The sequence below is a fragment of the Haloferula sargassicola genome (genome assembly GCF_040362925.1).
Lineage (GTDB): Bacteria > Verrucomicrobiota > Verrucomicrobiia > Verrucomicrobiales > Akkermansiaceae > Haloferula > Haloferula sargassicola.
Genome location: NZ_BAABRI010000014.1, coordinates 23,494 through 48,652, shown reverse-complemented (window position 1 = coordinate 48,652; position 25,159 = coordinate 23,494). Strand labels below are relative to the sequence as shown.

At 62.1% G+C, this 25,159-nt stretch carries 23 protein-coding genes, 1 tRNA gene and 1 pseudogene; 20 read left to right on the top strand and 5 right to left on the bottom strand.

What is annotated here, in order from left to right; genetic code table 11:
* Positions 1 to 31 precede the first annotated feature (31 nt).
* Positions 32 to 667: a pyridoxamine 5'-phosphate oxidase gene (gene pdxH, locus ABXH26_RS12920; protein ID WP_353567490.1), complete on the bottom strand. Its 636-nt coding sequence runs from the start codon at positions 665 to 667 to the stop codon at positions 32 to 34.
* A 129-nt stretch (positions 668 to 796) separates the two neighbouring features.
* On the bottom strand, positions 797 to 3,886 hold the full coding sequence (locus ABXH26_RS12915; RefSeq protein ID WP_353567489.1) for an Ig-like domain-containing protein: 3,090 nt from the start codon (positions 3,884 to 3,886) through the stop codon (positions 797 to 799).
* A gap of 170 nt (positions 3,887 to 4,056) precedes the next feature.
* Between ABXH26_RS12915 and ABXH26_RS12910 the strand changes: the two genes are divergently transcribed.
* The 14 genes from ABXH26_RS12910 to ABXH26_RS12845 all read left to right on the top strand — a co-directional run bounded on the left by ABXH26_RS12910 (position 4,057) and on the right by ABXH26_RS12845 (position 16,393).
* Positions 4,057 to 4,578 carry a GbsR/MarR family transcriptional regulator gene (locus ABXH26_RS12910; RefSeq protein WP_353567578.1) on the top strand — a complete coding sequence of 174 codons (522 nt, stop codon included), beginning with the start codon at positions 4,057 to 4,059 and terminating at the stop codon, positions 4,576 to 4,578.
* A 55-nt stretch (positions 4,579 to 4,633) separates the two neighbouring features.
* Positions 4,634 to 5,032: a hypothetical protein gene (locus ABXH26_RS12905; RefSeq protein ID WP_353567488.1), complete on the top strand. Its 399-nt coding sequence runs from the start codon at positions 4,634 to 4,636 to the stop codon at positions 5,030 to 5,032.
* A 36-nt stretch (positions 5,033 to 5,068) separates the two neighbouring features.
* Complete coding sequence (locus tag ABXH26_RS12900) at positions 5,069 to 5,545, top strand: thiol-disulfide oxidoreductase DCC family protein (RefSeq protein WP_353567487.1); 477 nt, start codon at positions 5,069 to 5,071, stop codon at positions 5,543 to 5,545.
* Between the two features lie 14 nt (positions 5,546 to 5,559).
* The gene (locus tag ABXH26_RS12895) at positions 5,560 to 6,555 is read left to right on the top strand and encodes a TIGR01777 family oxidoreductase (protein WP_353567486.1); all 996 of its coding nucleotides are present in this window, start codon (positions 5,560 to 5,562) and stop codon (positions 6,553 to 6,555) included.
* Between the two features lie 68 nt (positions 6,556 to 6,623).
* On the top strand, positions 6,624 to 7,904 hold the full coding sequence (locus tag ABXH26_RS12890; protein ID WP_353567485.1) for an AI-2E family transporter: 1,281 nt from the start codon (positions 6,624 to 6,626) through the stop codon (positions 7,902 to 7,904).
* A gap of 62 nt (positions 7,905 to 7,966) precedes the next feature.
* Complete coding sequence (locus ABXH26_RS12885; protein WP_353567484.1) at positions 7,967 to 8,251, top strand: DUF4212 domain-containing protein; 285 nt, start codon at positions 7,967 to 7,969, stop codon at positions 8,249 to 8,251.
* Between the two features lie 10 nt (positions 8,252 to 8,261).
* Positions 8,262 to 10,079 (top strand): sodium:solute symporter family protein, encoded by a 1,818-nt coding sequence (locus ABXH26_RS12880; RefSeq protein WP_353567483.1) that lies wholly within the window; start codon positions 8,262 to 8,264, stop codon positions 10,077 to 10,079.
* 1,162 nt (positions 10,080 to 11,241) lie between these two features.
* Positions 11,242 to 11,502: a tyrosine-type recombinase/integrase gene (locus ABXH26_RS12875; protein WP_353567482.1), complete on the top strand. Its 261-nt coding sequence runs from the start codon at positions 11,242 to 11,244 to the stop codon at positions 11,500 to 11,502.
* Between the two features lie 741 nt (positions 11,503 to 12,243).
* Positions 12,244 to 12,693 (top strand): hypothetical protein, encoded by a 450-nt coding sequence (locus ABXH26_RS12870; protein ID WP_353567481.1) that lies wholly within the window; start codon positions 12,244 to 12,246, stop codon positions 12,691 to 12,693.
* Positions 12,694 to 13,429: 736 nt separating this feature from the next.
* Entirely contained in the window at positions 13,430 to 13,729 is a 300-nt protein-coding gene (locus ABXH26_RS12865) for a hypothetical protein (protein WP_353567480.1), read from the top strand.
* A 150-nt stretch (positions 13,730 to 13,879) separates the two neighbouring features.
* Positions 13,880 to 14,488 carry a hypothetical protein gene (locus ABXH26_RS12860; RefSeq protein ID WP_353567479.1) on the top strand — a complete coding sequence of 203 codons (609 nt, stop codon included), beginning with the start codon at positions 13,880 to 13,882 and terminating at the stop codon, positions 14,486 to 14,488.
* A gap of 140 nt (positions 14,489 to 14,628) precedes the next feature.
* The gene (locus tag ABXH26_RS12855) at positions 14,629 to 15,132 is read left to right on the top strand and encodes a hypothetical protein (RefSeq protein WP_353567478.1); all 504 of its coding nucleotides are present in this window, start codon (positions 14,629 to 14,631) and stop codon (positions 15,130 to 15,132) included.
* Positions 15,133 to 15,405: 273 nt separating this feature from the next.
* On the top strand, positions 15,406 to 15,648 hold the full coding sequence (locus ABXH26_RS12850; protein WP_353567477.1) for a hypothetical protein: 243 nt from the start codon (positions 15,406 to 15,408) through the stop codon (positions 15,646 to 15,648).
* A gap of 145 nt (positions 15,649 to 15,793) precedes the next feature.
* On the top strand, positions 15,794 to 16,393 hold the full coding sequence (locus ABXH26_RS12845) for a hypothetical protein (protein WP_353567476.1): 600 nt from the start codon (positions 15,794 to 15,796) through the stop codon (positions 16,391 to 16,393).
* 255 nt (positions 16,394 to 16,648) lie between these two features.
* On the opposite strand, the pseudogene ABXH26_RS12840 reads toward ABXH26_RS12845, so the two are convergent.
* Positions 16,649 to 17,275 (bottom strand): annotated as a pseudogene (locus tag ABXH26_RS12840) (IS110 family transposase); the annotation flags it as partial.
* 194 nt (positions 17,276 to 17,469) lie between these two features.
* On the opposite strand from ABXH26_RS12840, the gene ABXH26_RS12835 reads away from it, so the two are divergent.
* Both ABXH26_RS12835 and ABXH26_RS12830 read left to right on the top strand, forming a co-directional pair.
* Complete coding sequence (locus tag ABXH26_RS12835) at positions 17,470 to 17,991, top strand: hypothetical protein (RefSeq protein ID WP_353567475.1); 522 nt, start codon at positions 17,470 to 17,472, stop codon at positions 17,989 to 17,991.
* A gap of 137 nt (positions 17,992 to 18,128) precedes the next feature.
* Positions 18,129 to 18,431 (top strand): hypothetical protein, encoded by a 303-nt coding sequence (locus ABXH26_RS12830; RefSeq protein WP_353567474.1) that lies wholly within the window; start codon positions 18,129 to 18,131, stop codon positions 18,429 to 18,431.
* 482 nt (positions 18,432 to 18,913) lie between these two features.
* Here ABXH26_RS12830 and ABXH26_RS12825 read toward each other — a convergent pair whose 3' ends face one another.
* Positions 18,914 to 19,660 (bottom strand): hypothetical protein, encoded by a 747-nt coding sequence (locus tag ABXH26_RS12825; protein ID WP_353567473.1) that lies wholly within the window; start codon positions 19,658 to 19,660, stop codon positions 18,914 to 18,916.
* A complete protein-coding gene (locus tag ABXH26_RS12820; protein ID WP_353567472.1) occupies positions 19,657 to 20,169 on the bottom strand; it encodes a tyrosine-type recombinase/integrase in 513 nt (170 codons plus the stop codon). The genes ABXH26_RS12825 and ABXH26_RS12820 overlap by 4 nt, the downstream gene beginning before the upstream one ends.
* Before the next feature lie 454 nt (positions 20,170 to 20,623).
* On the opposite strand from ABXH26_RS12820, the gene ABXH26_RS12815 reads away from it, so the two are divergent.
* The 4 genes from ABXH26_RS12815 to ABXH26_RS12800 all read left to right on the top strand — a co-directional run bounded on the left by ABXH26_RS12815 (position 20,624) and on the right by ABXH26_RS12800 (position 25,139).
* Positions 20,624 to 20,696: transfer RNA gene (locus ABXH26_RS12815), tRNA-Ile, on the top strand.
* 118 nt (positions 20,697 to 20,814) lie between these two features.
* On the top strand, positions 20,815 to 22,428 hold the full coding sequence (locus tag ABXH26_RS12810) for a glycoside hydrolase family 127 protein (protein WP_353567471.1): 1,614 nt from the start codon (positions 20,815 to 20,817) through the stop codon (positions 22,426 to 22,428).
* A 6-nt stretch (positions 22,429 to 22,434) separates the two neighbouring features.
* Entirely contained in the window at positions 22,435 to 23,205 is a 771-nt protein-coding gene (locus ABXH26_RS12805) for a DUF6805 domain-containing protein (protein WP_491850099.1), read from the top strand.
* Positions 23,206 to 23,261: 56 nt separating this feature from the next.
* Positions 23,262 to 25,139: a tagaturonate epimerase family protein gene (locus tag ABXH26_RS12800; RefSeq protein ID WP_353567469.1), complete on the top strand. Its 1,878-nt coding sequence runs from the start codon at positions 23,262 to 23,264 to the stop codon at positions 25,137 to 25,139.
* Positions 25,140 to 25,159 lie beyond the last annotated feature (20 nt).

Below are 25,159 nucleotides of genomic sequence, written 5' to 3'. Positions count from 1 at the left end.
GGCGGGAGGCCAGGCCGCGAGGAGGACGCCCTCACGGGGACAGGCGCTCGATCTCCCACTCCTCGCCGGCGCGCTGGTAGAGGAAGCGGTCGTGCAGCCGGGCCGGACCGCCCTGCCAGAACTCGACGGTTTCCGGCACCACCCGGAAGCCACCCCAGAACGAGGGCAGCGGCACCTCCCCGTCGGAAAACTTCCGTTTCAGCTCGTCCAGCTTCTGCATCAGCAGCTTGCGCGAACTGATCACCGAGCTCTGGCTGGAAACCCAGGCCCCGATCTGCGAGTCGCGCGGGCGGCTGGCGAAGTATTTGAGCGACTCCGCCGTTCCCACCCGCTCGGCCCGGCCCTGCACCACCACCTGCCGCTCGAGCGTGATCCAGGGGAACAGCAGCGACACCTGCGGGTTCACCTCGATCTGCCGGGCCTTGCGACTCTCGTAGTTGGTGAAAAACACGAAGCCCCGGGCATCGAAATACTTCAGCAGCACCGTCCGCAGCAGCGGCATGCCTCCGCCACCCACGGTGGCCAGCGACATCGCGTTCGGCTCATGAAGGTTGAGGCCCACCGCCTGCGTGAACCACGCCTCGAACTGGCGGATCGGATCGTCGAACAGGTCTTCGCGATGAAGGCCCTTGGCGGAGTACTCGCGGCGGAAGTCGGACAGGTCCATGCCCAACCCAAGCCGCTTTCCCGCCGGCTTGCAGCCGCAAAAAACGGCCCGCCTCGATACGAATCGGGCGGCCCCGGATTTCCCGGGACCGCCCGACGATGATGACCAAGCAGCAGGCCGGAAGTCTTCTTAGTTCTGGGTCACGACCAGGCGCGCGAACAACCTCGCGCCACTCGTCGGCAGGGTGTAGGAAATCGTGCTCGCATCGTTGGTGTCCGCCGTGACCGGAGTCCACGGATCGGAAACGCCGAGGTCGGACGAGGTTTCGATGGTGTAGGTCACATCGGTCCGCTCGGTGGCCGACTTCGTGAAGCTCAGCGTCGAGCCATCGAAGGTCCCCGGCGAACCATTCCCCACTTGGGGATCCAGGCCGAGGGCGTATTCGATCAGGTTGGCAATGCCATCCATGTCGTCATCCCCATCCGGACCTTCCGTCACGCCATTGAGCGCCGCCCAATCGGCATAGCCGCCGCCGGAGACGCCACCGACCACATCGGCTTCGTCACGGGGCATCAGCTGGTAGCTGGCGTTGTAGGGTGAAGAAGTGTCATACTGACCGAGCACACCAGTGATGGAAGCGGGGTAAACCGGCTCCGTCGCGGCGCTGGAGCCGCCTTGGATGCGAATATCCAAGCGATTCGAAGAGGAGTCCTCAAGTTTGACGGTTTGACCTAGACCCCATGTCCCCGAAACATAGGAAAGGGCTTCAACAGTGATCAGGCGACCCTCGTAGTCTTCAGGATTCTCAAGAAGTGTCGCCAGCGAAACCGTGACCGGAGCTGGTTCGACATCGGCACCCAGTGCGACCACGCTGGAAGCGGAAAGCGGAACGATTTCCGTCAGTCCGTTGAATTGGGCGACCGTTCCGACAATGGCGAAGCGATTGCCACGGACCAGCATCGGATCTTCCGACGAGGAGAAGATGTTCACCCCGGCAGTAGAGTCTTGGATGAAGGCGCTGAAGTTGGAGGTTCCGGTATTTCCGAAATCCTGTTCGGTAGAAACGCCTTCCACGGCGACCACCGTGCCTGCCTCTACTGCAACTCCATTGGCATTGATGCCACGCATTCCAATGATGGGTGCAATCACGTGGGCCGCTGGCTGATTAGCAATCGGCATCAGAGATCCTCCCGAGGCGGTCGTTGAGACTTGGAAGGGGTAATTGCCAGTCTCTCCCGCCACAGGAACCGGAGTGGACAGGCCCGTCACGGTTACCTGCAGGTCATCGACGTCTGTGACAGCGGCATTGGAAATGGTGATGGTCTGTCCGGAAACGCCGAAGGTGGCACTCGTGGCACCGGAGCCGGACAGGGAAACCGTCCCTACCGTCGGAGTTCCGAGCACGGAGGGGACCTCCACGGTCACATCGCTGAGCGTGACGCTGCTGATGGTGGCATTGATGAACACGGTCGCGGACTGTCCCGTCTGGCCGTCGTCGAACATTTGGAGCGAATTGAACATGCTCGTGTCAGTCGTATTGACTACGAAGGCCGCACCGTCTCCGTCAGCGGGATTCGTCCCACGCAAGGAGGCGATGTAGATGGCGTTCTCACCATTGTTCGGCGCGCCGAATGAAAGCTCGGTCGAGGGAACAAGCGACGTGTCGGACCCGTTATAGTCATCGAGCGTGCTCGTCGAGTTGTTCGCATAAATGATGCTGTTGGAACCTCCGAACTCGGAGGTGAGTTTTGCACCCGTGAAGTCCGCTGCCAGCGGGTGCGATCCAGCCACCAAAGCGTGGATGCCGCCGAGCACACCTGCCTCGTCGCTCCCCGCGGCCTTGATCATCACCATGTCGGTATTGGCAATATCGAAGCCGCCGGCGAGATGGGTGAAATAGACCGGATCCTCCAGACCGAGCGTTAGAGTGAAGTCGGAATCATCCGTATCGGAAGAAACCGATGAACCGGACACGACCGTGATCAGCGTGCCGGCCGTCAAGTCCGAGAACAGCGCGTCATCGGTGAAGAGATACCGGCCACCGTTATCGCCACTGCCGGAGAAGTCCTTCAGGATCATGCCGCGCATGTCGAGTTCCGTGCCGGGGGTGCCATCCGCGATGACCAGCAGCTCGACCGTGTCGGGTGCGCCGTTGAGGATCTTGTTCACCACCACGCTCGGCGGACCGGCTGGGGCAGGGACTTCGAAGTTCCAGTCGGTCGCGGTGGTGCCCGCGAAGGCGTTGCCTTCCAGGTCGAGGATCGCGCCGCTCGGGATCTCCACGTAATAGGCCTTGCCCTGTTCGAGGGAGGTGCCGAGGGTGATGTCGGCTTCGTTGTCGAAGGCGAAGAAGTTGAAGTCGTCGGTCACGTCGATGCTATCGACGATCGCATCACCATCCACCTCACGGATGTTGATGATACCGGTTCCGACTTGGATGTTTTCATTGAAGAGGGCAACGAGGGTGTCGCCCGCTTCCACGGTTTCAACGGGTACGGTGACGCTGTCGTCCGCTGGAGTCGTGCTCACCAGCTCCGGGGGCAACACATCCACTCCGGTACTCTCAACCCACTGGATGTTCAGATCGTCCACCGCAAGGCCGTTATCACTGCTGGAGTTATCCGGATCCGACCAGCGGACGACGACATACTGTCCCGCAGGCACCACGATTTGAATCGAGCCTGAGTCCACCGCCAGCTGGTTTTCCGGTGCATTGCCATCGAGCTCCCCAGCAGTTCCGTTGTCGGTGATCGAGCTGAAATTCGCCGTAGGGATCGCCGACCAAGAACCAAGAGAGAGGTCGAGACCGGCACTGGGGTCGGTATCGTAGACCTGATAATCGACGGAAAGGGTATTATCCACGGCGTTCGTGCCACCTACACGCCATTGTTCGCCGGTGTATGTGATCGAACTGATCTCAACCGGAACACTGCCTGAATTGTAGAGAAGCACTCCGTAGATTACGGGATTTGCCGAGCCTGAGCCAAGGGACCCCAGCGCCCGTTCGGTCGAATCGAGGGCGCCATAGCCCCTAAGACCACCTGAGGTCGTCGATCCTGTATCCGCAAGGATGACAACCCGGTTCGAATACCAAGCGTTCAATGTGGTATCATCCGTCCAAGTGTTGCTGGCTTCAGCAATCGGCAGAGTATCGAAATTTTCGCTGTAACTGCCCGCGCCATTCATTTCGACGGGTGCGGCACCCGCAGCCGAGATGGCAACAATTGCCGCCGGGAGGAAGGAGACAGCAGAACTGGCTCGTAGATTACGGTGTTTCATAAACTGACTTCTGGGTTGATCGACAGGGATTGTTTGCTCCAAACAGGAGACCGCGCCACGGTTTGCTTCGTGTCTGATTCGTCACTCGCGAGGAATCAAGACGGAACCTTTCGGCGGGGAGTTCGTGTTTAGGGTTGCGTTGGGGTTGTTTTCGGTATTTTCTGAAAACAGTGACAGACGAGCGGTCAAAGTTGGAAGAAGCACGTGAGCAGTTCGTAGGCCAATGGGGGGCCTTGGGCACCCAGTGGGGAATTCCGCGCACTATGGCTCAAATTCATGCGCTGCTGATGGTCGCCCCGGCGCCCATGAGCACGGACGAGGTGATGGAGGAACTTCAGATCAGTCGGGGGAACGCGCATACGAACCTCAAGGAACTGGTGGCCTGGGGCCTGGTGCGGATCGTGGTGAAGAAGGGCGACCGGAAGGAGTATTTCGAGGCGGAAAAGGATGTCTGGCAGATCTTTACGATCGTGGCGAAGGAGCGCAAACGGCGGGAAATCGAGCCCGCTTTGGGGGTCTTGCACCAGTGCGCGGAGGAAACGAGCCAGCTCACCACGGCGGAGGGCCGGCAGTTTCATGACCAGATGCGCCAGCTGGAGGAGTTCGTGGGCTTCGCCTCCACGGTGGCGGATCGCGTTTCAACCATGAAGCACGGCTTCGCCGTCCAGCTCGCGGCCAAACTGCTGGGCTGAGGATTTTACCCGTAATTTTCAGAATTTCCCGAAACAACAAAACGAACGATAAATCATGAATGCGACGACGATGACCTACGCCTTGTATCTGGCCCTGGCGGTGCCGCTCACCATCTGGGTGGCCCGGACGCTCCACCGCAATGGCCGGATTTTCCTGATCGACTGCTTCCACGGCCGCGAGGCGCTGGCGGACAGCGTGAACCAGTTGCTCGTGGTCGGCTTTTATCTGATGAACATCGGCTTCGTCTCGCTCTACCTGAAGGTGGCCGGGGAGGTATCGGAGGTGCGCGGGGTTTTCGAGGTGCTGAGCGGCAAGATGGGGGTGGTGCTGCTGGTGCTGGGCGCCATGCACTTCTTCAATCTGTTCATTTTCACGCGACTCCGCCGCCGCGCGGAGCTGGAACGCAGCGGCCCCCCGGTGCCGCCCGCGGGGGTGGTCACCCCGGTGCGGTGAGGGGCGGTGCCGGATCGCCAAGGTCACCACAAGCTCATGGAATCCACGATGAAACGGTTGACGGTTTTTTACGATGTCCGCTGCGGTCTGTGCTGCCGGTTCCGCCAATGGCTGGAAACGAGCGCCCTGTGGGTGGAGGTGGAGTTCATCGGCTACGATTCCCCACGGGCCGAGCGGGAGTTTCCCGGGCTGTTGAAGCTGGGGGCCGACCGGGACTGTGTGGTGCGGGCCGATGACGGACGCTGGTGGCAGGGCAGCGATGCCTGGCTGGTGTGCCTGTGGGCGACCCGGGAATACCGGCTGTGGTCCCATCGGCTGGCGGCACCCCATTTCCGCCCGTGGCTGGAAACGATCGTCCACGCGATCTCGCGGAACCGCCTGAGGATCTCGGCGCTGGCGAGCCTGCGATCGGAGGCGGAGCTGGCGGAGGCGCTCGCCCCGCTGGAGAAGGAGTGCGACTCCGGCAGCTGCCGTTTTCCGACCATGGCCACGGTGGAGGGAGGTGGCCGGTGAACACGGGCAATGTCGTGATTTTCGGCGCCAACGGCTTCCTGGGGCGCTATCTGACGAGGCACTACCTCGACCAGGGCCGCGAGGTGGCGGCGGTGGCGCGGCACGGGGAGGGCATCGACCGGCGTGCGATGTTCCTGCCGTGGGACGGGCGGACGCCCGGTCCGTGGTCGCTGGCGCTGGAGGGCGCGGCGCTGGTGGTCAATCTGGCGGGGCGCTCGGTGGATTGCCGCTACGACGAGTCGAACCGGCGGGAAATCCTGGCCTCGAGGGTCGACTCGACGCGTGCGATCGGCGAGGCGATCGCCGCCTGCAAGGTGCCGCCGCGGGTGTGGATGAACTCCAGCACGGCGACCTGGTATCGCGACGCGCGGGACCGGCCGCAGGACGAGTGGTCGGGCGAACCGGGCGAGGGCTTCTCGGTGGAAGTCGCCCGGGCGTGGGAAGAGTCGTTTTTTTCCGCCAAGGTGCCGGGAGCGGTGCGGAAGGTGGCGCTGCGGACCGGCATGGTGCTGGCCGATGAGCCCGGAACGGTGCTGGAAGTCCTGCGCCGCCTGGCGAAGAGCGGCCTCGGCGGACGCATGGGGCCGGGCCGCCAGCGGGTGGCGTGGATCCACATGGAGGATTTCATCGGCGCGATGGAGCACCTCGAGCAGGACATGCTGGCTGACGGCGTCTTCAACCTGACCGCCCCGCGGGTCCCGACGAATGCGGAGCTGATGCGGACCCTGCGGGAAACGGTGGCCATGCCGGTGGGGCTGCCGGCCGCGCGCTGGATGCTGGAAATCGGAGCCTGCCTGATGCGGACCGAGACCGAGCTGGTGTTGAAGAGCCGCTGGGTGGTGCCGGCACGGCTGGAGGCCGAGGGGTTCGGCTTCCGCTGGCCGGAACTCGGGCCAGCGGTGGCGGACCTGCTCGAGCGGCCCGGCGTCGAGGGCTTTTTCGGTCGACCGGTGAAACGCAGCGTCGGTCACCGGGCTTGGGTTTCCCCGCGCCGGGTGGAGCCGGCGTGAAATTCGCGTGGGAAAAGGAGGATTGCTTTGTCACCCCCAGCCGGGCGGACTAGAGTCGGCCCGACCCGATGACGCCAACCAGCAGTCCGCTCCGCCGACCCCGCGCCGCCCAGGTGCTGATGCTGTTGGCGGCGCTGGTGGTGCTGATCGCCGGACTCAAGGCCGCCCAGAGCTTTTTCGTGCCGGTCCTGCTGGCCTTCTTCATCGCCACGGTCAGCTTTCCGATCACCAACTGGCTGCGCAACCGCGGGGTCCCGCGGACCATTGCGGTCCTGCTGACGGTGCTGGTGGACTTCGCATTTTTGGCCGGCGTGATCTTCTGTGCGCTGTCGGTGGTGGGGGATTTGCAGACCCGCTGGGAATCGCAGTACAAGGACCTCACGGCGGCCAAGCTCGACAAGATGGTCGAGGATGTGGCCGGGGCGGAGGACTGGATCAAGCACTTGTGGGAACCGAGCCCGGCCCAAGGCGGGATGAGCGAGGAGGAACTCGATGAGGCCATCGCCGAGGCCCCGAAAGCCCAGCCGGTCGAGCCGATTCCCGTGCCGGACGAGGACGCGCGGGTCTCCAAGGTGGCCGAGGCCATGGTCGGCCAGCTCCGCGACCTGCGATTCAGCCAGATCGTCAACGTGGGCACGGACGTGCTCGGGCGCTTGGTGAGCTTCTTCGGCACCTCGGTGGTGGTGATCATCCTCACCATCTTCATGCTCACCGAGGCCCGCATGTTCGGGCGGCGGATGGAGGCCATCAGCGAGGCGCGCGGCCCGAACATCCAGCGGATGCTCATCGCGCTGCGCGATACCCAGCGCTACCTCGGCATCAAGACGGCGATCAGCCTGGTGACCGGCTTGATGGCCGGCGCGCTGTGCTGGGCGGCGGGGATCGATTTCTGGCTGCTGTGGGGAATCATGGCCTTCGCGATGAATTTCATCCCGGTGGTCGGCTCGGTGATCGCCGGCGTGCCGCCGACGCTGCTCGCCCTGCTCGTCTCCGGCCCGCCCTATGCGGTGGCCGTGCTGGGCGGCTACCTCCTGATCAATACCTTCCTCGGCAACGTGCTGGAGCCCATGCTGATGGGTCGCCGCTTCGGGCTTTCGACCCTGATCGTGCTTGTCTCCGTCATCTTCTGGGGCTGGCTGTGGGGGCCGATCGGGATGCTGTTGGCGGTGCCGCTGACGATGGTCGTCAAGGTGCTCCTCGACAGCAGCGACGAGTTCCGCTGGATCGCGGTGGCGATTGGAAAGGAGCCGCGCCGGCCGGCGGAAGAGGCCCGGATCCTGACCGAGGGCGTGAAGGAGAAACCCGAGGAAGGGGTGACCGACGCCGCCGAAGCGGCCGGACGTTCCTGAGCGATTTCTCAAACAGGGGACTTGGCGGTTTTTTGCCCGGCTGCTAGACGGGTCGGAAACCCATGAGTAACGAGAAAACCCTTCCCGACGAAGCGGCCCGGAGCCGCTATTGGAAAAAAAACCTGCGCTGGCTGGCCGGCCTGCTGAGCGTGTGGTTCGCGGTGTCTTACGGCTGCGGCATCCTGTTCGTCGATCAGCTCGACAAAATCCGCATCCCCGGCACCGGCTTCAAGCTCGGCTTCTGGTTCGCGCAGCAGGGCAGCATCGTGGCCTTCGTGCTGCTGATCGCCGCCTACGTGAAGGTGATGGACCGGCTCGACCGCGAGCTTCTCGGAAAAAACGACTGAGCCCGGAACCATGGACGTCACCCAATGGACCTGGCTTCTGGTCGGTCTTTCCTTCGCCCTCTACCTCGGCATCGCCATCTGGTCGCGGGCCGGCTCCACCAAGGACTTCTACGTCGCCGGCGGCGGCGTGCCCAGCATCGCCAATGGCATGGCCACCGGTGCCGACTGGATGAGCGCCGCGTCTTTCCTTGGCATGGCGGGGCTGATCTCCTCGATGGGTCGCGATGGCTCCGTCTACCTGATGGGCTGGACCGGCGGCTACGTGCTGCTCGCTCTACTGCTCGCGCCGTACTTGCGGCGCTTCGGGAAGTTCACCGTGCCGGACTTCATCGGGGATCGCTACTACTCGAACGCCGCCCGCGTGGTGGCGGTGATCTGCGCTATCTTCGTGTCCTTCACCTACGTCGCCGGCCAGATGCGCGGGGTGGGGATCGTGTTTTCCCGCTTCCTCGATGTGGACATCAACATGGGCGTCATCGCCGGCATGGCCATCGTCTTCTTCTACGCGGTGCTCGGCGGGATGAAAGGGATCACCTACACTCAGGTGGCGCAGTATTGCGTGCTGATCTTCGCCTTCATGGTGCCGGCGATCTTCATTTCGCTGATGCTCACAAACCACCCGCTGCCCCAGACCGGCCTCGGCGCGACCACCGGCGACGGCACCTACCTGCTCGACAAGCTCGACGGCCTGCAGGAGCAGCTCGGTTTCGCCGCCTACACGGAGGGCCACAAGCCGATGATCGACGTGTTCGCGATCGCCCTGACCCTGATGGTCGGCACCGCCGGTCTGCCGCACGTGATCGTCCGCTTCTACACGGTGAAAAAGGTCAGCGACGCCCGCAAGTCGGCCTTCTGGGCGCTGCTCTTCATCGCCATCCTCTACACCGCCGCGCCGGCCGTGTCGGTCTTCGCACGGACCAACCTGCTCGAAACCATCCCCGGGAAATCCTACGCCGAGGTGCCGTCGTGGTTCAAGAAATGGGAGCACGCCGGCTTGATCGCCTGGCTCGACAAGAACGGCGACGGCCGCGTGCAGTACGATGGCAGCGGCGCGCCCTTCGCTCCCGCGCCCGGGGCACCGAAGCTGGCTCCGACTTTCGACGAGGACGGCACCGCCGGCCCGTCCGGCGAGCGCCTGGTGACCAATGCGCCGACGCCTTCCACCAACGAGCTCTACATCGATGCCGACATCATCGTGCTCGCCAATCCGGAGATCGCGCAGCTGCCGAACTGGGTGATCGGTCTGGTCGCGGCCGGCGGACTGGCGGCGGCCCTGTCCACCGCGGCAGGCCTGCTGCTCGTCATTTCCACCTCGGTGGCGCACGATCTGGTCAAGCGGACGATCAACCCTTCGATCTCGGAAAAGAAGGAATTGCTGGTGGCGCGGCTGGCGGCCGGGGTCGCGGTCTGCGTGGCCGGCTATTTCGGCATCAAGCCGCCGGGCTTCGTCGCCCAGGTCGTGGCCTTCGCCTTCGGGCTCGCGGCCTCATCGTTTTTCCCGGCGATCATCCTCGGCATCTTCTGGAAACGCGCGACCCGTGAGGGAGCGGTGGCCGGCATGCTCTGCGGCCTCGTTTTCACCGCGCTCTACATCTGCTTCTTCAAGTTCGGCCTGCCGGGCCTCGGACAGGGAAAAGTCGAGCAGCTGTGGTTCGGCATTTCGCCCGAGGGCATCGGCATGATCGGCATGTTGGTGAACTTCGCGGTCACCATCGCCATCTCTCTCGCCACGCCCGCGCCGCCCGAAGCGGTGAAGGACCTGGTCGAGCGCGTGCGCCTGCCCCGCGCCGCCTTTGGTGAGGAGGACAGCGGCCCGGTGGCTCATTGAAGGGCCATCCAGCCACCGACCGGGGCGCAGTCAACCGGACCTGCCAGGCCTCTCCGTCGTTCTGGCGAGCGAAGGAAGGTGCGCCGCGCCTCAATGCAGTCGCCGGCGGCCGGTGAATTTCAAGGGCGAACCCTTGAAGAGCGGCGGATCGGCTTTGATCGGATAAAATTTTATCTCCGCGCCGGGGGAGACGAGAGATATTCGAATTAATTCCTTTGAATCACTAATTTGGCCGCCGAATTTGAAATTCGACTCATTGAATTTCAAATTTCCCGCGCAAATCAGTGATCTGGCGGAAAAATCAGTGATCTGCCGGATAAATCTCTAATTTGGCGGCCAAATCGGTGATCCGACGGGCAAATTTGCAACCTGACGGACCCGATGGTGGGATTCGCCGCGAATCGCGCATTTTCATGCCATCTCCTCTCCTTACAGGCCCCGCATCTTCGGAGGCTACGAATCGAGATGATGCTGGGGAAGGGGGGATGGGCCTCTTGTCGGCTGCATCCCTTACGCATGGACGATCTCGCATCGTCATCGCTCCGCTTCCCCGGCCGGGGGTCGCCGCCCACGACCAAGGGCGGCAGCATGCCCCATAGGGAGAGCGGGTAACCTGCCCGCCCGTCCCCGTGCGTCGCCTTCAGCCGACCCCATGGGGGGCGGCGGGCATCGACCGCCGGGCAGGCCCCCAGAACTCCATCCCCCTGAGGTCTCACTTCGAGTCCCTCCCTGCCCGGCTCACCCAAGACGAACCACGGCATTGACCGGTTTCCCGCCTCAAGAAATTGGCGGCCGAAAGCCGCCGCTCCTGCATGGGGGCGGCGGCATCGACCGCCGGGCAGGCCCCCAGAACTCCGCCCCCCTGAGGTCTCACTTCGAGTCCCTCCCCGTCCGACTCACCCAAGGCGAACCAGCGGCCCAAGGAAATTCACCCCCGGCAGGGGCATCGGAAGGGGGGGCGAACGTTCTCCGACGGCTTCCGTCGCCCCTTCCGAAGCTTGATAAGATCGCGAGGCGGCCCTCGCCGGCGTCTGGATGCCCAACGCGCTCTCGCGCAAATACCGCCGGGCCTCGCAAAGCTTCGTGGTTTTGGCTTTTTCCCGCCACCAAAACCGCCATCGATCCCGCCACGGTCGGAAGGGAGGACTCTCCGGGGGGAATCGTGCGCCGCCACCATCTCCACGACGGCGTTTACAACCGCGCGATCAAGCGAGCCGCCCACGCGATCGGGATCGAAAAGCAGGTCACCAGTCACGCCCTGCAGCACTCCTTCGCCACCCACCTGCTGGAGAGCGGGACCGACCTGCGCCGGATTCAGGAACCTCTGGGCACGATGACATCACCGCCACCGAGTCTCCACGTCGCGATTGGAGAAAACGGCCTCGGAGTGGAGAGCCCGCTCGATGCTGGAATACTCCAGTGATAGGCAGCACCGCGAGGCTCCAGTCAAAGACCCCTCCAACGGCCGGTGACTCTAACCGCAGCAACTCCGCCCCGCCGCTCCAAGGAGCTAAAGTCTGAAGCTCGAAAGCTCGAAAGCTCGAAAGCTCGAAAGCTCGAAAGCTCGAAAGCTCGAAAGCTCGAAAGGTCGGAAGGTCGGAAGGTCGAAAGCTCGAAAGCTCGAAAAGGCCGGCGTTCCACTGCCGTTCAGCCCCACCGGGGCGTAGGGCTGTAGCCACCGGGTTCACCCGGTGGATCCGAAGCCCATCTCATCCAAGCCCCGCAAGGGGCGCAGGCGGACCCGCTCTCCACCGTCCCGGCAATTCCCGCCCCGGTGCTCCAAGGATCTAAACTCCAAAGGCCGAATCCAGCGCGGACGCTACCTCGCCTTCCAAACCACGATCGCCCCGTCATCGCTCCAAACGCCCCGACCCCGTTCCGGAGCGCTTCGACACGAGGCAAAACCACCCCGACATCGCGTAAAACCTCCACACCCGGACCCAATACGGCCTTCGCGCGACGCCAAACGCCGATATATCAGCGCAGCGCCCCACCGTCCTCCAGCTCATCCCTCGCGCCCCTGATATCACGCTCCAACCCTCCCATTCTCCTTGTTAAATCAACAAATCGCCTGTCATCCTGCCCCCGATGGCGTTCGAGATATACGATCCGAATCGCCTATTAAACACCCTGTTCTGCAAGAATCATAGATACCCCATGTTCGATGCCGATTGAGTTTATTAACGCCGATTTGGAGATTGCTTCCAGCGAAGACTTGGAGCCGATTAGGGCGTTTTTTGCCCAATATGGAAACCGATTATCCGAGATGTATTGCGGTTCGACTGATCCGGTTTCCTACCTTGCTTCGTTCGAGGTTCACTCGGATGAAGACCGCGATGATCAGACAGCCGAAGAGAAGATTGGAGCTTTTTGTGATTCGATCTCTGAGTTGCAAGGTTTGGCGCGTGAAGTCTGGGAGCATGCCACAAGAAGAGTCATTGATCTTGGCTACCTCGCAGATGATCTTTGCAGTCCGTTCAATGATCGTCTTTCGGTCGACACTCTTCGCCGTATGGAAGAACTCGGACTTGAGCTCGCTTTGACCATCTATCCCCAGAGAATCCGATCGCAGCACAAGCCGTGCGAGGCAACCGGCGAAAACGCTGCAAGTTGAATTCGAGCTTCCCTCCGCCGGTGCCTCCACTCTATCGTTGTGCGCCGAGCGAAGCGAGGCGCTTCTGATCTGGTGAGAGTCCAGATATGACAAAACCTAGCCAGTAGTCATTACCGAGTGTTGCGATGAAGTCAGCTAACCCATGGAAATGTCGCGGGAGAAACCGCGTGAACAACGAAACTCCGGAAGACGTGCCTGTCACGTCCCATGGATGGGGAAACGGCTTTATCGAAGCGTACACAGACTGCCAAGCACGGAGTGCGATCCAACCGCGCAGCCTGACCGCAGGTCCCGAAGGGGACAAAATCCGGCAGGCCACAGGGCGTCTCGCAAGCGCCTGAAGGTTGATACAGCCCCGTAAGAGTGCGATGCGGAAGGCGACCTGCTAACGTTACAGGGAAGCCAGCACCGAAGGATGCGTCACAGGCGAGTGTCCCAAGGTTCCGTCGGGGTCCAGCAAGACCGTGGCATGTCGGAAGAGAAGCGAACCAATGACCGCCCTGAGGAGGGCGGCACCTTGAACTCGGGAGGCCCGGAGGCCATGCCGCAGGAGACGATTTATCTCCAGCGGCTCCATGTCGATCAACTCACTGGAGACGACATGCAGGGCCGCCGGGAATCAGATCCGCCCATAGTAGTCCGAGACGGGAAAGCCGATCCCATGGCAAAGGAGCGGGCGGATGGACAACGCGGACAGAGCACCCACGCGAGAGGACGGACGACCCTCTCATCAAGCGTGTCAAGCACCCTGTCCGCCCTGGAAACCAAGGCGGCGAAAGACCCGAAGCATCGCTTCCGGTCGCTTGCCCGCCTGCTCGACCGGCAGATGCTCGGGAACTCGGTGCGTCTGTGGCAACTGCTGCACCAGGTCCGGCGCTTGGCCTTCAAATGGTGGAACCGCCGCAGCCAGCGGCGCAGCTTCACCTGGGCGGAGTTTGCCGAGGCCTGGGAGCGGTGGAAAATGCCGCGGCCGAAGATCTTGGAAACCCCGTTACCCTGGAGCTGGCGGGAGGCTCGACAAGCCGGGAGAGCATGAGTAAACGATGAAGTCAGAAACAGCAACCAACGGCGTCGCGGAATCGAAGCGCGTCCATCCGAGGAGCCCGGTGCGGTAACTCCGCACGCCGGGATCTGCGAGGGGCGCCGGATGACCGGCGTCCCTACCTCAAGCTGCAAAAACCAAGATATGAAGACACCCAAGAAGACTTTAGTCCCGCTTCTGATCGCGCTCATGACTCCGGTCGCGCTGCCAGCTGCGGATATTAGCGAAGGAACGTGGGTTATGGCGTGGGCTCCGATGGATGAGATAATGAACGTAGCCAAGATATCGAGAGGGGCGGAGAGTGACTGGAAGATCGAGTTTGAGATCCCAGGGACCGGCCTTGTGAAGGTTCCGTTGATAATATCTGAACCAGAAGAAAATCAATCCAAGTCCGCTAGTGGCGGAGCGCAAGTGTTGATTGAGAACGTCGCAGGGAAGCAGGAGGTTCGAACCATTGCTCTTCATATTTCGTTTCCTCAGGGTGGGCCTGCGTTCGGCGGTGAAAGCCATCGTTCGCAGCCGCTACTTCGGAGTGATCGGGAACTCGGTGCGTTTGTGGCAACTGCTGCATCAGGTCCGGCGCTCGGCCTTCAAATGGTGGAACCGCCGCAGCCAGCGGCGCAGCTTCACCTGGGCGGAGTTTGCCGAGGCCTGGGAGCGGTGGAAGATGCCGCGACCGAAGATCTTGGAAACCCCGTTACCTTGGAGCTGGCGGGAGGCTCGACAAGCCGGGAGCGCATGAGTAAACGATGAAGTCCGAAACAGAAACCAACGGCGTCGCGGAATCGAAGCGCGTCCATCCGAGGAGCCCGGTGCGGTCATTCCGCACGCCGGGATCTGCGAGGGGGGCGCCGGATGACCGGCGTCCCTACCTCAATCGGCAAAGAAACCTTATGATGCGCACCTTGGTTCCAGCCTTTCTCGCGTTGATGTTTGTTTCCCCACTGGTAGCTGAGGAACACAGAGAGGCTGTTCGGGAATTATCAAAGCAGGCGCAGGCAACTCTCAAACTCCTTGAAGCCGAGAGATTCGCGAACGCCAATCTTTATTCAAGCTCACCAAAAAGGAATTTCGATTTGGTTCGGGACCGCCTCGAAACACTGGGGATCACTGTGCGGTTGCTTCACTACGGAGACCGTCGCTCCTCAAACGAAGAGACCGATCCCACTCCGCTTCGGAACATTCCCATTCGAAATTACATGAGTTTATTCCAGAACGATTGTGGGTGGGGTTGGATCGTTTATCCGGACGGCTCAATAACCTACTTCGACAATGTTTGCTCAGGCAACTGGCCGAAGGATGGAACTGAGTATCATGAAGCCCAGTATCGCGCAGGAAGCCCTGAAGTGATGGCTGCCGGTGAGAAGGACCTAGAGATCCGGAACAAGAAAGGCTAACCCCAAAGATAGCTTCGGGCGGTAGCCCCGAAGCTATCGGTTGTTGAACGGGCCCAGGCGGGTTGGACGGGCGGTGTGGCTATCGCTCTTGCGGTTTCAATCCGCGTCTGTGGGTCAACGACTTGCCGTGATCGGGCGGGGGCGGATGGCCGTTTGACGACCTCCGCGGGGGCCGCGGGGCGAATCGCTCCGGGATTCGCCCGCGCCGGGAGAAGTGCGAGTCGCCGGTGGAGCGGGGTTTCCGGGACGCGGCGAAGCATGGGCGCTTTTACGGTGAAAGCCGTCGTTCGCAGCCGCTACTTCGGAGTGATCGGGAATTCGCTGCGTTTGTGGCAACTGCTGCACCAGGTCCGGCGCTTGGCCTTAAAATGGTGGAACCGCCGCAGCCAGCGGCGCAGCTTCACCTGGGCGGAGTTTGCCGAGGCATGGGAGCGGTGGAAAATACCGCGGCCGAAGATCTTGGAAACCCCGTTACCCTGGAGCTGGCGGGAGGCTCGACAAGCCGGGAGAGCATGAGTAAACGATGAAGTCAGAAACAGAAACCAACGGCGTCGCGGAATCGAAGCGCGTCCATCCGAGGAGCCCGGTGCGGTAGTTCCGCACGCCGGGATCTGCGAGGGGGGCGCCGGATGACCGGCGTCCCTATCTCAATCTGCAAATAATGACCTACAAGACTAAATGGCCCCTTGTACTGGTGCTTGTTCTTATCGCGGCCATCACAACCCTTTGGCGGGTCACACAACAAAGCAAAGACTCCCTCGTTTCCAAATTGCCCGAAGTGCGACCCGTGGAGGTAAGAGACACTGTGGCTGCCACCGAAGAACAACGAGGAGCCGACGCACGGCGTCGAAGGGACCCGATTGATAATACAGCGAGTCTTCCGTCCAAACTGGCACTCATCGACGGTGAACTTGGACTGATCCGGTTGTCACCTGACGAACTCTCAAAAGTCTTGAGCCATTTTCCTGAAGTAGAGCGTATCGAGAATCCAGATGTCGACACTTCTCCAGAGGAACGGCGTTTCTCCGAGCAGTTACTCGGATTGTTCTCTCGGGAGCAAATGCGAGAGATCCTTCCTTCAATAAACTTGGGCTCCACATCGGTTTCCGACACGGGCTCCGTTTCTTCGGAGGGTAGAAATCTGAATGCATCGGTAGCGAGTCGGTCCGTTAACGGCGAACTCATTGATATTGAGGTCACGCTCGAAGAACGAATCGGGGCAACAATTCGGACGGGATCACGCGGAGCAAAGGCGTGGTGACCAGCAGAAAAGGATGGGTTGTGTTGCTCCGTTCCAGAGGCCCAGATCCTGTAGGTTTGCTCGTTGTCGCAGGGGCTGATTTTTGAATGACCTAGGCAGGGTAGGCACCAGTGCTTGAACCTGCTAAAACAAGAAGCCGAACCCCAAAGATAGCTTTGGGCGGTAGCCCCGAAGCTATCGGTTGTTGAACGGGGCCAGGCGGGTTGGACGGGCGGTGTGGCTATTGCTCTTGCGGTTTCAATCCGCGTCTGTGGGTCAACGACTTGCCGTGATCGGGCGGCGGCGGATGGCCGTTTGACGACCTCCGCGGGGGCCGCAGGGCGAACCGCTCCGGGATTCGGATCGGTGGTGGGCGGCATCGGGGAGCTTGAGCCCGCGCAGGTAGTTGCGGTGGGCCTGGGTCCAGTGGGTCTTGCCGTCGTAGCGGTAGCCGAGGCGGCGGAGCAGCGCGAGCAGGCGTGTCTTGGCGCGGCGGAGGTCGTCGCCGGCGTCGGTGCGGGCGCGGCAGAGGTCGCGGATGGCTTCGTCGAGCGCGTCGGGGATAGGGACGGCGACGAGATCATTGGCGCGCAGCAAGCGGGCGAGCTTGGCGGCATCCCGCTTGTCGGTTTTCACGCGATCGCCGGAGCGCGTGGGGATGAGCGAGGGGGCGATGACCTCGCAGCGCACGCCCATCTGCCGGAGCCTGCGGGCAATCCAGAAGCCGCAGCCGCTGGCCTCGTAACCGACGTGGAGGTCGGAGAGCTTGCGGCCTTGTGATTTCGCGATGCGGCGCACGGCGCGCTCCAGCGCGTGCTGGGAAGTCGTGACCGATCCATAGTGGCGCGGCTCCGCGTCGCGGTCGTCGTCCAGGATCGCGATGACCGTTTGTTCTTTATGGACGTCGAGTCCGAGGTAGTGAGCGGGTCGTGTCTGAGTTCGTTTTCATTCGTAGCGATCGATTGATGTTGGATAGGTCGCCGCGACGTGTCGGGGCGATAGCCCACGGATTGAACCAGACACGACACCTCCTTTCCAACCTTCAACCCACCCCGGAGGCGCCCGACTGCTTCAAGTCGCAGCCATAGGGTCTCGCCATGAAAAGTGCATCGATACGATCCTCAGGATTCCGCGTGGCCATCCTAGTGCCTGCCTTTCTTGCGGCAGCAGGTGCTTGCCTAGGAGAACTCACGGATGCAGAGATTGCCGGTAACGTCGCGAGAATGAAGGTCGAGGAAGACCGATTTAGACAATTAGCGGATCGTTCGGACCTTATCTGCATAGCTGAAGTTACTCAGGGTGGGATCAACTCCACGATGGGACATGCAGGGATGACAATCGAACTCAAGGTGGAGAAGGTTCTGAAGGGCGACGAGTTTCTTCGGGGGAAGGCGTTAAGCGTGTATTACGGTGGATTGTATTTGGTCGGCGACGACGAAGATGGTGAAGAGAGTATCATGCCGCAAGCTCCCACGGGTCGCTTAATCGTCTTCGCGAGAACATCCGAGGACGGGCCGCGATTCAGCATCACTGACCGGTTTTTTGGAGTGCTACCGTACTCAAGCACCATTGAAGTTGCGTTGCGACCGCACACTGACAGCACACAGGATCGAGAATAGAAGAGATGGGCGAACAAGTCGGCTCACAGAACCCCTGACCCGCCGCGAGTTCTAGCCGTCATGTCCATCCAACCTCAAACCCCAGTCGAAGCCTCGCCTTCGGGCGGGTGTGAGAGGACTCGACGTTCTGCAAAGAAATGAAGCTCCATCTAACTGATCTGCATGGGCGATGGAGAATTGTTGGGAGTGAGATTGAGAATGTATCGGACGGCGACGAGGAATATGAGTTCATTGAGCCGAATATTCTTCTGATGAGCTATCGACAAGATGACGGTAGAATGAGTGTTCATAAACTTCGATTCAAGATTGTGGATGATGGCTTTGTGGTTGGCACGCGAGAGAACCTGAATGCGCATGTGACGGCATGGATTGAATCAGGATATCTGATTTTTCGACCGCCACATGGAATGGAGACTTGGTCAGAGCGTGTTCCAGAATGAACTGAGTTCGCAGCGGTTCTGCTACATGCAAACCGCTAGAAATAATGCAGAACAAGCCTCACCCAATCCCATGCCCGCCACGAGTCGGAGATTGAGCCCTAAGATTGTCTTCCCTCAAAAGGCTCCGGTTTCTCCCCCAGTGAGACCGGGGCCATTCTCTACCTCCGCGGGAGCAAGCTGCTGAGTTTCTGTTCGAGGCTGGTTACCCGGTCCCATTTGATCCATTCAAGCTGGCCTGACTGGAATTTGGAGCCTGAGGAGAGAGTGAAGGCAACGAACCGCGCTCGCGGGAAGTCCGGAGGAATCAGATGGTTCCCGGCGATCGGCTCGAAGCGAACTGATAGCCCCCAGAGTCGGGCCACCTGCTGAGCCAGATGCTGGAGTTCAGGAGTGCGGACAATATTGCTGTTGATCGGAATAGAATCGTTCATAGCGACCCGATCCTCGCCTTCTCTGGCGCAGTCGGTAACGGGCGGGGCGAACTATTTCCGATCGCCAGAATGCCTTGCCCGGGCTGCCTTCTTGGCGTTCTCGGAGCGGGCTTGCTTTCGGGATTTCGCGTGCCATCGAAGAAACTTGGCAGTCTCCGTGCGTATGGCATCGGTGAGAGGAATGCCATGCTCCTCCAGCCATTGTGCGAGGTGTTTCGCCTGATCGGTGGCTTTTCTCGGCTCTTGGATCGAAACGCCGCTCGAGTAGGGAGTGGTGATCATGCTCCAGATGAACGTCGGGTCTGCCTTCGTCGTTTCGGTAGGAGGGTTGAAAGGATCCAGAGTCACCGGGCGAGGGGCCGAGCCGCGTTGCTCCGGCATCACGACCTGTCTCGCCTCCTCGTGAAAGATGGGGTCCATCTCGGTGAGTTTCTTTTCATCGTCGTTCTCCTGGGGCATCGAATGGAACCCTCTGAGGTATTCCCTCGCGAATGCGTGCCCCGCCTCAATTTTGGCGAATAGGAAATCGAGGTAGCGTGCTCTTCTGGTCTGGGGTTTCAAACCCGGCATCATCGAGCTGAGCCACGAGGCGAAGGGTATTGAATCGGTCGCCGCCCGGATGATTTCCGCTGCTTGCTGTGAGTAGTAGTCGACCATCGGGCGAGGCCGCTCCTTTTCGATCATCTCACCAGCGGCTCGCCAAATGCTGAGGGCGGCTCGAACCCGCGACTCGGGTGTCTGCCCTTCGCAAGAGGTGGCGAGAGAGGCGAGGGTGAATTGGTCGGGGAGGTCGCTCATATCCTGACTTTGTGAATCTGTTGGTCGGAGTGCTTTTCGATCATGTGAGAGTAGGTGCGCATGGCGAGGGCTCCGCCGTCCTGATGCCCCAGCCAAGCGGCCACCGTGGGAACATCGACGCCGGCTTCCAGAGTCCGAGTGGCGAAGATGTGGCGGAGGCCGTGGATTCGGAGATGAGGGAGGCCGAGCCGCTTGCAGGCGTTCGCCAGGGCGATTCGAGGAGACTTCATCGGAAACACCGGATCCTGTGCACCGGAGGGGAACATGGCCCGGAGGGTTTCCAGCGCTTCCTTGGCTGCCGTCGTGAGCGGCACTCTCCGAAGTTCGTCATTCTTCGCGGTCCGGAGAACGAAGGCCTCTGGTTCGATGTCGCGCCACCGAAGGGACTGAGCTTCGGAAATGCGCAGCCCAGTGCCGGCGAGGAATTGGACCACGGTAGCAGCGGCTTTGCTCGATCGCTTTTGCTGGGAAGCGATGCTGTCGAGGATCCGGGCTCGCCCGCTCGGCATGTTCGTCCATCCAGGCTCTCAAATCGGCCACCGTGGCCCTAGGGAGTGGTTTCTCGGCTGGCTTCTCGTCGCTGGCGTCGCTCGTCTTCAGGAGGCTCGCGGCAACTTGTCGATAATAGCGGCGGGTGGTCGCCTTCACGGTCGGATCCTTCCCGTCTGCCTCTGCATTGATCGCTTCCCGAAGGGTGCCAGCGGTCCCGGCGGCTGAAGCCCCACGGAGTTCCTCGAGTGCTGCGGGGAGGCGATTCTTGGCCAGGTTGAAGTCGTCGGTGTCGAGAGTCCGACGTCGAACCTTGCCAGCCACCTTGGCGACTGCGTAGTAATTGCCGCCCCGATGACGAAAGAGGTTCGCCACTCTGGATTTTCGAAACTGAGAGCGTCTTGCTTCAAGGCGTGTCGTTTTGCTTCCAGCGCGGTATGGACGGATCAAGGAAATCGTCGGGAATCCTTTAAAGGGCCTGTAGCTCAGCGGTTAGAGCAGGGGACTCATAATCCCTTGGTCGCGGGTTCGAATCCCGCCGGGCCTACTTCCTGAGCACGCCGTCATGGGTTGAAAATCGGGTCTGCTCGGCATGGCCGTCTCCCCACATGGGTCGATGGGGCGAAGCTTGCCAAAGAGCCGGGATGTGAAACGTTTCTTTGCTCATGACCCGCTTGCTTTCTTGTGGCGCGGCCTCCGCGATCTCCCTGCTGCTACCGCTTATCGGGCGGGCGGAGGTCGGCGGTGCCCGGCTTTTTCCACTGACTTCCGTGCGCCTGACCGGGGACGGCCCTTTCGCCCGCGCCGTGGAGGCCAACCGTGATTACTTGCTCGACCTCGATCCCGACCGCTTGCTGGCGCCCTTTCTGCGCGAGGCGGGGCTGCGGCCGAAGGCACCGCCCTATGGCAACTGGGAAAGCATGGGCCTCGATGGCCACACCGCCGGCCACTATCTTTCGGCGCTGTCGATGATGATCGCCTCGGGCGCCGACACCCCGGACGGCAAGCTGGCCAAGCGTCTCGACTCCATGCTCGACGAGCTGGAGGGCGTGCAGAAGGCCAATGGCAACGGCTATCTCGGCGGCGTGCCCGGCGGAAAAGCCATGTGGAAGGACGTCGCGAACGGGAAGATCAACGCCCACGGCTTCGGCCTCAACGACAAGTGGGTGCCGCTCTACAACATCCACAAAACCTTCGCCGGTCTCCGCGATGCCTATCAGATCGCCGGGCGGGAAAAGGCCAAGAGCCTGCTGGTGAACTTCGGCGACTGGGCGGCGGACCTCGTTTCCCGGCTCTCCGACGAGCAGGTGCAGGCGATGCTGACCTCCGAGCACGGCGGCATGAACGAAGTGCTCGCCGACATCGCGGCGATCACCGGCGATGAGAAATACCTCGAGCTCGCCAAGCGCTTCAACCACCACGCCATCCTCGACCCGTTGATCGACCAGCGCGACGAGCTGACCGGCAAGCACGCGAACACGCAGATCCCGAAGGTGATCGGCCTGGAGCGGATCGCCACGCTCACCGGCGACGCCCGTGCCGACGCCGGGGCCGAGTTTTTCTGGCAGGACGTGGTGGGGAAACGGACCATCGCCTTCGGTGGAAACAGCGTTTCGGAACACTTCAACGATCCCCGGGATTTCCACGGCATGCTGGAACACCGCGAAGGGCCGGAGAGCTGCAACACCTACAACATGCTGCGCCTTACCGAGCAGCTCTTCGAGCGCCATCCGAAGGCGGAATACGCCGACTTCTATGAGCGCGCGCTCTTCAACCACATCCTGTCGGCGATCGACCCCGGGCATCCCGGCTACGTCTATTTCACCCCGCTGCGGCCGGCTCACTACCGCGTCTATTCCACGCCGGAAAAGTCGTTCTGGTGCTGCGTCGGCAGCGGCATGGAAAACCCGGGCAAGTATGGAAAGTTCATCTACGCGCTGGCGCCGGATGGCCTTTACGTGAACCTGTTCATCGCCTCCGAGCTGAAGACCTCGCCCAGAGGCCTCAAGTTGCGGCAGGAGACGAAGTTTCCGTTCGAGGAAAAATCGGTGCTCATCCTCGATCCGCCGCAGCCCCGGACCTTCACGCTGCACCTCCGGCACCCGGACTGGGTCGCTGAGCAGGATTTCAAGGTGACGATCCATGGCGAGGACGCCCGGATTTCATCGGAGCCGGGCTCCTATGCCGCCATCCGTCGTGAATGGGAGGCGGGCGACCGGGTCGAGGTCGCGCTGCCGATGCGGACCCGCGTCGAAGAGCTGCCCGACGGGTCCGACTAGTATGCCATCCTGCACGGGCCCCTGGTGATGGCCACGCCGGCCGGGACGAAGGACCTCATCGGCGAGCGGGCGGGGTCCGGACGCGGCGACCATATCGCGGGCGGGCCGCTGGTGCCCTTGGACAAGGTGCCGGCCTTGGCGACCACCCCCGCCGAGCTGCCGCGGCACGTGGTGCCGGATCCCGATGGGCAGCCGCTTCATTTCCGGATCAAGGACGTGGTCAGTCCGCCTTCTTCGGACGGTCTGCCACTGACTCCGTTCTTCGGCCTTCAGGGGCAGCGCTACCAGATCTACTGGAACATCCTTTCGGAAAACGAACTGGCCCTGCGGCAGGCGGAGCTGGCTGCCGCGGAAAAGGCGCGCGAGGCCCTCGAAGCGCGCACGCTCGATGCGGTGGCGACCGGCGAGCAACAGCCCGAGGTGGAGCACGGTTTCGAGGGTGAGCAGACCCAGACCGGCGAGCACGAGGGCCGGCGCTGGCGGGATGGAAAGTCGTTCCAATACACGCTCGATACCCGGGGCGCGTCCGCGGCCGAGCTGGGACTCACCCTGTGGGGCGGCGACCGCGACCGGGCCTTTGATATTTTCGCCGACGGCAACCGCATCGCGCAGGTCACGCTGGACGCGGAGATGCCGGGCCGCTTCATGGACAAGCGTTTCCCGATCCCCGCTGAGGTCCTGGCGGCAGCCGGGGATGGCAAGCTCACCATCCGCTTCGTGGCCACGAAATGGGTCGCCGGAGGGATCTACGAAGTGCGGCTGATGAAGGCGGAGTAGAAGGATCGGGGTACTTGTCCCGGCGGTCGAAGCGGCCACAGTGGACCCGCAAACCCATGAGTGCCATCAACGATTTCCTGCTCGCGAACGACCTCCGCATCGCCAACAACCCGTGCGTCAGCCCGGATTTCTGTCTGGACTGGTGCGCGCTGGCCGCGGATTTGCAGGCGGGTGAGGGGATCACGGTGTATCCGCACAGCTCGGTGACGACCGTCGATGGGACATGGCAGCTCGCGGAGAACGCCAGAGGCGATCACGCCTGGCTGCTGGCTCCTGCAGCCGAGGGGCGGGGGAGCGGCGCGCTGTCCGGTGACTCGATCGATCTCGCCGACGGTCGCCTGGCCTTTCCCGCGACCTTCGCGCACCTGCTGGAAATGAAGGACGCCATCCAGCAGCATGACCCGGAGGCCACCGTGTTCCCGACCGCCAACCAGCGGCTGGGAGAGGCGACCATTGGCGTGGGCGCCCGTTTCACCACGCTTCACTGGCCGGGGGTCGATTGGGCCATGGCACAGCTCGGCACGGGCGTCACCGCGAACCAGAGCAGCATCCCTCGCGAGCTGGTGTTCGATGTGGATGCGATGCTCGCCGACCGGCTGGCCAGGGTGCCGTTTCCCTTCATCGGCGCCGACGTGCCGGAAGGCCACCAGGGCCAGAGCGTGGAGGGCATGAGCCACGGCTGCGTGCTCGCCAAGCTGAAGACCGGCTTCCACCTGCGGAAGATCGCGTGGAGCTTCAATGCCGATCACCAACCGATCGGCGGGTGGTACGACGCACGCGAGGACCAGCTCGTGCAGGGCTGCCTGCTCGCCTCCTACATCACCTTCGATCTGTCACCGGAACTCAGCGTCACCCGGCTTCCCGAGGGTGCCCACGCCCAGGCGGCCTATGTTTCCTCGGAGGTCGATGCCGCCCTGGTGGCCACCGTGAAGACCCGCGTGGCCGATGCCGGGGTGGCGCTCGACGAATCGGAGTTCAACGAGCTGCTATGCCGTGTTTGGCCCGCAATGAGGAAGATGAGGATCCGCGATGAAAAGTATCGCGCGATCCGGGAAAAGCATTTTTCCACCCAAGTCGGATGCATCTATCTCCGGGAGTTGTCGATTGATGAACTCCCCGGCCTGACCACGGCGGAAGCCACCGCCATCATGCTGGCCCTTTGCGAGGCGATGGATATGCCGGTGAACTTCATCGCGCCCGCCTTCGGCTTTCAAAAGAACATGCCGTATCCGGACCACGCGGAGCTGCGTGCAATGATCGGACGCCAGTGGGAGGTGTGCCGCGCCTTCGGCGTGAGCATCGGTTTCCACTCGGGCTCCGGCAAGTCGGCCGAGAACTACCAGATCATGGGCGAGGTGACGGGCGGACGGCTCGAGATCAAGACCAGCGGCCGCTACACCTACGAGATGGGTCGCGCCCTATTCTCCTCCGCAGACGAGGCCGACCAGAAGCTGTGGAAGGACTGGTATGCCTTCACCCTCGACCTCGCCGTGGCCGGCGCCTTCGCCGAGAGTGAGACCGAGCGCTCCATGGCCCGAACCTTCATCTCCGAATCGCTGAAGACGGCGGGACAGGCGGAGCCGGCCGATCTTCACTCCTCGGCGGAGCGCACCCGCGAGGTGCTGGAGTCGCTCGACCCGGACCCGGACCTGATGTTCTGGTTCGAGTATAACTTCCTCTATGTCCTCGCCGCGGGAGGCAAGGCCGACAAGGCGGCCCTGGGCGATCACTCGCCCGCCGGCTACCGCCAGCGGGAGCGCTTCTATGCCATCAGTGATGTGGGCCGCCTGAACTTCGCCTCGAACGTCGCGCGCTACATCATTTTCCTTTGCGAAAACACGGGCATCGTTCCCGCCGCCACCTGCCGGGCCGCGGCGGAGAAACTCGAGGGCTACACGTCCTTCGACGCCATGCTTGCCGACATCGCAGGGTAGCGCCGGGCGCCCCCCTTTCG